Source organism: Undibacterium sp. Ren11W (assembly GCF_049340485.1).
GTDB lineage: Bacteria > Pseudomonadota > Gammaproteobacteria > Burkholderiales > Burkholderiaceae_D > Undibacterium.
Genome location: NZ_JBMPPB010000008.1, coordinates 263,594 through 270,082 on the forward strand (window position 1 = coordinate 263,594; position 6,489 = coordinate 270,082).

Genomic DNA, 6,489 nt, shown 5'->3' on the forward strand with positions numbered 1-6,489 from the left:
GGACTCCTTACAGTACTTCAGGAGCTAGCGAAACGATTTTCATAAAACGCTCAGTACGCAATTCACGCGTTACTGGGCCGAAAATACGTGTTCCGATTGGCTCGAGTTTTGCATTCAACAACACTGCAGCATTGCTATCAAACTTAACCAAAGAACCGTCTTGACGACGAACACCCTTAGCAGTTCTAACAACGACAGCATTGTAAATTTCACCTTTTTTTACGCGACCGCGAGGCGCAGCAGATTTAACAGTGACTTTAATAACATCACCAATACCTGCATAACGACGCTTAGAGCCGCCCAATACTTTAATACACAAAACTTCACGTGCACCAGTATTGTCAGCTACTTCTAGCCGGCTTTCTGTTTGAATCATAATGTTCTCTTTCCCAACTTAACCCGCACAACTCGCACAAAGCAAATCTGCAGTCAGTTTTGGTCCCGCCAGCCAACTCACTTGTTGTCGGAATTCACAACCAACAATGCACGAGTCTACTGATTAGGTGGACGATTTTTAACCACTTTCACAACACTAGATTGCGCTGCAAAAGACATTTAGGCTGTTATTTACAAGGTTTGCAAATAACAGCCCATCATTATTACATCAAAAAACTAATTATGCAATAAATTTATACAACCTGTGCAACTTGAACCACACGTGTCACAGTCCAAGCTTTAGTCTTGGAAATTGGACGACCTTCTTGAATCTCAACAGTGTCGCCAATCTTTGCCTGGTTCTCTTCATCGTGCGCATGGTACTTTGCAGAGCGCATAATGATTTTACCGTACAAAGGGTGTTTAACATGACGCTCAACGACCACTGTTACGGTCTTGTTCATCTTGTCAGAGGCAACTTTGCCAATCAATGTGCGCTTCAGTGCCACTTTTACTTGATCGTTCATTATTTGGCATCCTTCTGATTCATGACGGTTTTTACACGTGCGATGTCACGACGCACTTTTTTCAACTGTGAAGTATTATTCAGTTGCTGTGTAGCGATTTGCATACGCAGACTAAATTGAGCCTTCAACAAGTCATTCAGCTCTTTTGTCAAAGCTGCTGGATCCTTGCCTTGGAGTTCAGATACTTTCATTTACAACTCCCTTATTGGCCGACTTGACGCACGACGAACGTAGTCAATAACGGCAGTTTAGCTGCGGCCAAGCGAAACGCTTCGCGCGCCAACGTCTCATCGACGCCATCCATTTCATACAACATTTTACCAGGCTGAATCTCGGCAACGTAGTACTCAGGATTACCTTTACCATTACCCATACGAACTTCAGCAGGTTTTTGCGAGATTGGCTTATCTGGGAAAATACGAATCCAGATACGACCACCACGCTTAATGTGGCGTGTCATAGCGCGACGCGCAGCTTCAATTTGACGCGCAGTAATACGACCGCGACCAATTGCCTTCAATCCAAATTCACCGAAAGAAACAGCAGTACCACGGTCATGCGAGATGCCCTTGTTACGGCCTTTTTGTTCTTTACGATACTTTCTGCGTGCTGGTTGCAGCATGATTATTCTCCTGCTTTCTCAGCTGGAGCTGTTGCAACGCCTGCTGGTTTAGCGTGTACACGCTTTGCCGCAGGAGCTGCCACACCAACTGGAGTTTGACCTTCAGGACGCTTGGCACGAGGACGGCTGCTAGGCTTACCATCATCACGACGAGGACCACGACGTTTTTTGTCATCTTCTGGAGTGGATTCAATAACTGGAGCGTCGCCATTTGGCAAACGGTCACCCTTATAAACCCAAACTTTGACACCAATAATACCGTAGGTTGTCGATGCTTCGCTGAAACCGTAATCAATATCAGCACGCAACGTATGCAGAGGCACACGGCCTTCGCGATACCATTCTTTACGTGCGATCTCGATACCATTCAAACGACCGCTAGACATGATCTTAATACCCTTAGCACCCAAACGCATCGCATTTTGCATCGCGCGCTTCATTGCGCGACGGAACATGATACGTTTTTCGAGTTGCTGGGAAATAGAATCAGCGATTAGCTGAGCGTCGATTTCTGGCTTACGAATTTCTTCGATATTGACATGTACAGGAACGCCCATGATTTTGGCGAGTTCTGTTTTCAACAGTTCAATATCTTCGCCTTTTTTACCAATTACAACACCTGGACGGGAGCTATAAATAGTAATGCGAGCATTTTTTGCCGGACGCTCAATAGTAATACGACCTACGGATGCGTTCTTCAGTTTCTTCTTCAGATATTCGCGAACACGCAAATCCTCAAGCAGCATAGTAGCAAAATTACCATTGCCAGCATACCAACGTGAAGACCAGTTACGCGTTACCGCAAGACGAAAACCGGTTGGATGTATCTTCTGTCCCATCGTGACTCCTTAGTTACCGACAGTCACGTAGATGTGACAGGATTGTTTAGAGATACGATCGCCACGACCTTTTGCACGCGCTGTAAAACGCTTCAAAATCGTGCCCTTTTCGACATAAATAACTTTTACCTTCAACTCATCGATGTCCGCACCATCATTGTGCTCGGCGTTTGCAATTGCAGACTCCAAAACCTTCTTGATGATCGTTGCACCTTTTTTAGGGCTGAATGCTAAGATATTCAATGCCTGATCTACTTTTTTACCGCGAATAAGATCAGCGACCAACCGACCTTTTTGCTCGGACAGACGCACACCGCGTAGAATTGCTTTAGTTTCCATCATAGCACCTATCTCTTAGCCTTCTTATCGGCAGCGTGACCCTTGAAAGTACGAGTCAACGCGAATTCGCCAAGTTTATGACCAACCATGTTTTCGGAAACATAAACTGGTACATGTTGCTTACCGTTATGAACCGCAATGGTCAAACCAATGAAATCCGGCATAATTGTCGAACGGCGCGACCAAGTTTTAATTGGCTTTTTGTCTTTAATTGCTTGCGCAGCTTCGACTTTTTTCACCAAATGGGCGTCGCAAAACGGCCCTTTTTTTGCTGAGCGTGTCATGTTTTATCCCTTATTTCTTGCCGCGGCGTGAGATGATCATGGAAGTCGTGCGCTTATTGCGACGCGTCTTCTTACCCTTAGTTTGCTGGCCCCATGGAGAAACTGGATGACGACCCGCTGCGGTTTTACCTTCACCACCACCGTGTGGGTGATCGACCGGATTCATTACCACACCGCGAACGGTAGGACGAACACCACGCCAACGCATTGCACCAGCTTTACCAATCTTACGCAGATTGTGCTCACCGTTGCCTACTTCACCGATAGTTGCACGGCATTCGATATGAATGCGACGAACTTCGCCAGAGCGCAAACGAACCTGAGCATAAGTACCATCACGTGCCATTAACACCACACCAGCACCGGCAGTACGTGCAATTTGAGCGCCCTTACCTGGCAGCATTTCGACGCAATGCATCGTAGTACCAACAGGAATATTACGGATAGGCATGCAATTACCAGATTTGATAGGAGCATGAGAACCATTCATTACCTGGTCACCAGCAGCCATACCTTTAGTAGCAATGATGTATTGACGCTCACCATCCGCATAACACAACAAAGCAATGTGTGCTGTACGGTTAGGATCGTATTCAATACGCTCTACTTTAGCCGGAATACCATCTTTAGTACGCTTGAAGTCAACCAAACGATAATGCTGCTTATGACCACCGCCAATATGACGAGTAGTAATATGACCGTTATTATTACGGCCAGCAGTTTTTGATTTCTTTTCCAACAGAGCAGCGAACGGACGACCTTTATGCAGGCCCTCTGTCACTACTTTTACCATACCACGACGACCAGGCGAGGTTGGCTTGACTTTAACGAGTGCCATTATTATGCCCCCTCGGTGAAGTTAATTTCCTGACCTTCTTTCAAGCATACAAAAGCACGTTTTGTATGATTGCGACGACCATTAAATTTACCGGTACGTTTTTGCTTACCCAGGCGATTGGCAACTTGCACGGACTCAACCTGAACCTTAAATAACAGCTCAACTGCAGCTTTAATTTCTGGCTTAGTCGCATCTGGCATGACCAAGAAAACGATTTGCTCGTTTTTCTCAGCGACCATAGTTGCTTTTTCAGAAATAACTGGAGCCAGCAACACCTTCATCAGGCGTTCTTCGCTATGCTTAACTACTGCGTTCATGCCAGCATCTCCTCAATCTTTGCCAATGCGGCCTTAGTGATCAACACTTTCTTGTAAAATACCAAGGAAACTGGATCAGCATAACGTGGCTCGACAACCAAAACATTGACCAAATTACGCGCTGCCAACATCAGGTTTTCATTGAATTCTTCAGTGATAACCAAAACTGACTCAAGACAACCCATTGCCTTCAGCTTATCAGACAATAATTTTGTCTTTGGAGCTTCGACAACCAAGCTATCAACCACATTCAAACGACCTTCACGAGCCAACTGAGAAAGAATCGAGCACAAACCAGCGCGATACATTTTCTTGTTAACTTTGTGAGAGAAATTCTCATCAGGCGAGTTAGGGAATGCACGTCCGCCTCCGCGCCATAGTGGCGAGGAAGACATACCAGCACGTGCGCGGCCAGTACCTTTTTGACGCCAAGGCTTCTTGGTAGTGTGATGCACATCATCACGACCCAATTGCTTGCGATTACCACTACGAGCATTAGCTTGATAAGCAACAACGACCTGATGAATCAAGGCCTCATTGTAATCACGACCAAAAATTGTATCTGGCGCAGCAACATTAGACGCAGATTGACCTTCTGCATTTAGGAGCTTCAGTTCCATAATTAAGCTCCCTTCTTAGTTTTAACTTTAATAGCAGGCAAAACAATTACCTGACCATTTTTTGCACCCGGAATAGCACCCTTCACCAGCAACAACTGACGCTCAGCATCAATGCGAGCGATGACCAGATTTTGCACAGTGCGGTTAACGTCACCCAGATGACCAGTCATACGCTTACCAGGAAAAACACGACCTGGATCCTGCGCCATACCGATAGAACCTGGAACGTTATGCGAACGCGAGTTACCGTGAGTAGCGCGACCAGAAGAGAAATGATAACGCTTGATAACGCCAGCATAACCCTTACCGATAGTTACACCCTGCACGTCAACCTTCTGACCAACTTCAAACAAGCCAACTGGCACAACATCACCAGCTTTCAGTTCAGAAGCTTTAGCAGCATCCACACGGAATTCTTTTAAGACAGTACCAGCTTCAACACCTGCTTTTGCAAGGTGACCGGCAGCCGCTTTTGATACACGGGATGCACGGCGCTGACCGAAAGTAACCTGAACAGCAGAATAACCATCTGTTTCAGGAGTTTTGATTTGTGTCACGCGGTTATTTGATACATCTAATACTGTGACCGGAATTGAATCGCCGTCCTCAGTAAAAATACGCATCATACCAACCTTGCGACCAACTAGGCCCAAGCTCATTGTTTTCTCCATTCCCACCTACGATTGGGCGGGGCTGACATTAAAAAAGACTTAAACGAATAAATCAGCTAAGCCGATCTTCATTTAAGCCTTCGATTATAGCCTGCAAATTTTTTATTTACAAGACTATTTTATTTTGAAATGCTAAAAAATTGTGGTATGTCACATTTCACTAAATTTTCAAAGATCCTCTGCCGAAACAAAAGATCTTCGCATTTCAATTACTGAAGTTTGATTTCTACATCGACACCAGCTGGCAAATCGAGCTTCATCAAAGCATCAACTGTCTTATCAGTTGGGTCAATGATATCCATCAAGCGCTGATGAGTACGAATCTCAAACTGATCGCGTGAAGTCTTGTTAACGTGCGGCGAACGCAATACGTCAAAACGCTGAATGCGTGTCGGCAAAGGAACCGGGCCTTTTACAACCGCACCAGTGCGCTTTGCTGTTTCAACGATTTCGAGCGCCGATTGATCGATCAATTTGTAATCGAAAGCCTTCAGACGGATGCGGATTTTTTGATTTGCAGACATGATATTTCCTATAAAGAGCGAGCCGCAGATACTTAAAAAGTATTTGCGGCATTTTTTAAACAAAGAACGAAACTACAATTACTTCACTGCCATTCACTGCTATTAAGCAGGAATAATCTTAGCAACAACACCAGCACCAACAGTACGACCACCTTCACGAATCGCGAAACGGAGACCTTCTTCCATCGCAATCGGGTTGATCAACTTAACAGTGATGGAGACGTTATCGCCTGGCATAACCATTTCTTTGTCTTTTGGCAATTCGATCGAACCAGTCACGTCCGTAGTACGGAAGTAGAACTGTGGACGATAGTTGTTAAAGAATGGCGTGTGACGACCACCTTCATCTTTAGACAAAACATAGATCTCGCCTGTGAAATGATCATGCGGCTTGATTGTACCTGGTTTAGCCAAGACCTGACCACGCTGAACGTCTTCACGCTTAGTACCGCGCAACAAGACACCAACGTTATCGCCTGCTTGACCTTGATCCAGCAATTTACGGAACATTTCAACACCAGTACATGTAGTCA

13 protein-coding genes are annotated in these 6,489 nt (G+C 45.4%); all 13 read right to left on the minus strand.

All coding sequences use genetic code 11. From position 1 onward, the window contains the following. Nucleotides 1-7: 7 nt before the first annotated feature. Complete coding sequence (rplN, locus tag ACO0K8_RS17755; protein ID WP_016836029.1) at nucleotides 8-376, minus strand: 50S ribosomal protein L14; 369 nt, start codon at nucleotides 374-376, stop codon at nucleotides 8-10. 253 nt (nucleotides 377-629) lie between these two features. After that, a complete protein-coding gene (gene rpsQ / locus ACO0K8_RS17760; protein WP_126126962.1) occupies nucleotides 630-902 on the minus strand; it encodes a 30S ribosomal protein S17 in 273 nt (90 codons plus the stop codon). Beyond that, nucleotides 902-1,093: a 50S ribosomal protein L29 gene (rpmC, locus tag ACO0K8_RS17765; protein WP_126126963.1), complete on the minus strand. Its 192-nt coding sequence runs from the start codon at nucleotides 1,091-1,093 to the stop codon at nucleotides 902-904. Before rpmC ends, rpsQ begins: the two co-directional genes overlap by 1 nt. Nucleotides 1,094-1,104: 11 nt before the next feature. Continuing rightward, entirely contained in the window at nucleotides 1,105-1,524 is a 420-nt protein-coding gene (rplP, locus tag ACO0K8_RS17770; protein ID WP_126126964.1) for a 50S ribosomal protein L16, read from the minus strand. 2 nt (nucleotides 1,525-1,526) lie between these two features. Then, nucleotides 1,527-2,363 (minus strand): 30S ribosomal protein S3, encoded by an 837-nt coding sequence (gene rpsC / locus ACO0K8_RS17775; protein ID WP_422947983.1) that lies wholly within the window; start codon nucleotides 2,361-2,363, stop codon nucleotides 1,527-1,529. 9 nt (nucleotides 2,364-2,372) lie between these two features. Further along, the gene (gene rplV / locus ACO0K8_RS17780; RefSeq protein ID WP_194074971.1) at nucleotides 2,373-2,705 is read right to left on the minus strand and encodes a 50S ribosomal protein L22; all 333 of its coding nucleotides are present in this window, start codon (nucleotides 2,703-2,705) and stop codon (nucleotides 2,373-2,375) included. Between the two features lie 5 nt (nucleotides 2,706-2,710). Then, a complete protein-coding gene (gene rpsS, locus ACO0K8_RS17785; protein ID WP_126126966.1) occupies nucleotides 2,711-2,986 on the minus strand; it encodes a 30S ribosomal protein S19 in 276 nt (91 codons plus the stop codon). A 10-nt stretch (nucleotides 2,987-2,996) separates the two neighbouring features. Beyond that, on the minus strand, nucleotides 2,997-3,824 hold the full coding sequence (rplB, locus tag ACO0K8_RS17790; RefSeq protein WP_126126967.1) for a 50S ribosomal protein L2: 828 nt from the start codon (nucleotides 3,822-3,824) through the stop codon (nucleotides 2,997-2,999). Between the two features lie 2 nt (nucleotides 3,825-3,826). Beyond that, nucleotides 3,827-4,141 (minus strand): 50S ribosomal protein L23, encoded by a 315-nt coding sequence (gene rplW, locus ACO0K8_RS17795; RefSeq protein ID WP_126126968.1) that lies wholly within the window; start codon nucleotides 4,139-4,141, stop codon nucleotides 3,827-3,829. Next, on the minus strand, nucleotides 4,138-4,761 hold the full coding sequence (rplD, locus tag ACO0K8_RS17800) for a 50S ribosomal protein L4 (RefSeq protein ID WP_126126969.1): 624 nt from the start codon (nucleotides 4,759-4,761) through the stop codon (nucleotides 4,138-4,140). The genes rplW and rplD overlap by 4 nt, the downstream gene beginning before the upstream one ends. 2 nt (nucleotides 4,762-4,763) lie before the next feature. Beyond that, a complete protein-coding gene (gene rplC, locus ACO0K8_RS17805; protein ID WP_422947984.1) occupies nucleotides 4,764-5,420 on the minus strand; it encodes a 50S ribosomal protein L3 in 657 nt (218 codons plus the stop codon). A 221-nt stretch (nucleotides 5,421-5,641) separates the two neighbouring features. Further along, nucleotides 5,642-5,956, minus strand: coding sequence for a 30S ribosomal protein S10 (gene rpsJ, locus ACO0K8_RS17810; RefSeq protein ID WP_126126971.1), 315 nt, complete (start codon nucleotides 5,954-5,956; stop codon nucleotides 5,642-5,644). Between the two features lie 102 nt (nucleotides 5,957-6,058). Next, nucleotides 6,059-6,489 (minus strand): EF-Tu/IF-2/RF-3 family GTPase (locus ACO0K8_RS17815; RefSeq protein ID WP_422947985.1); only part of this gene is annotated, 431 nt, incomplete at its 5' end.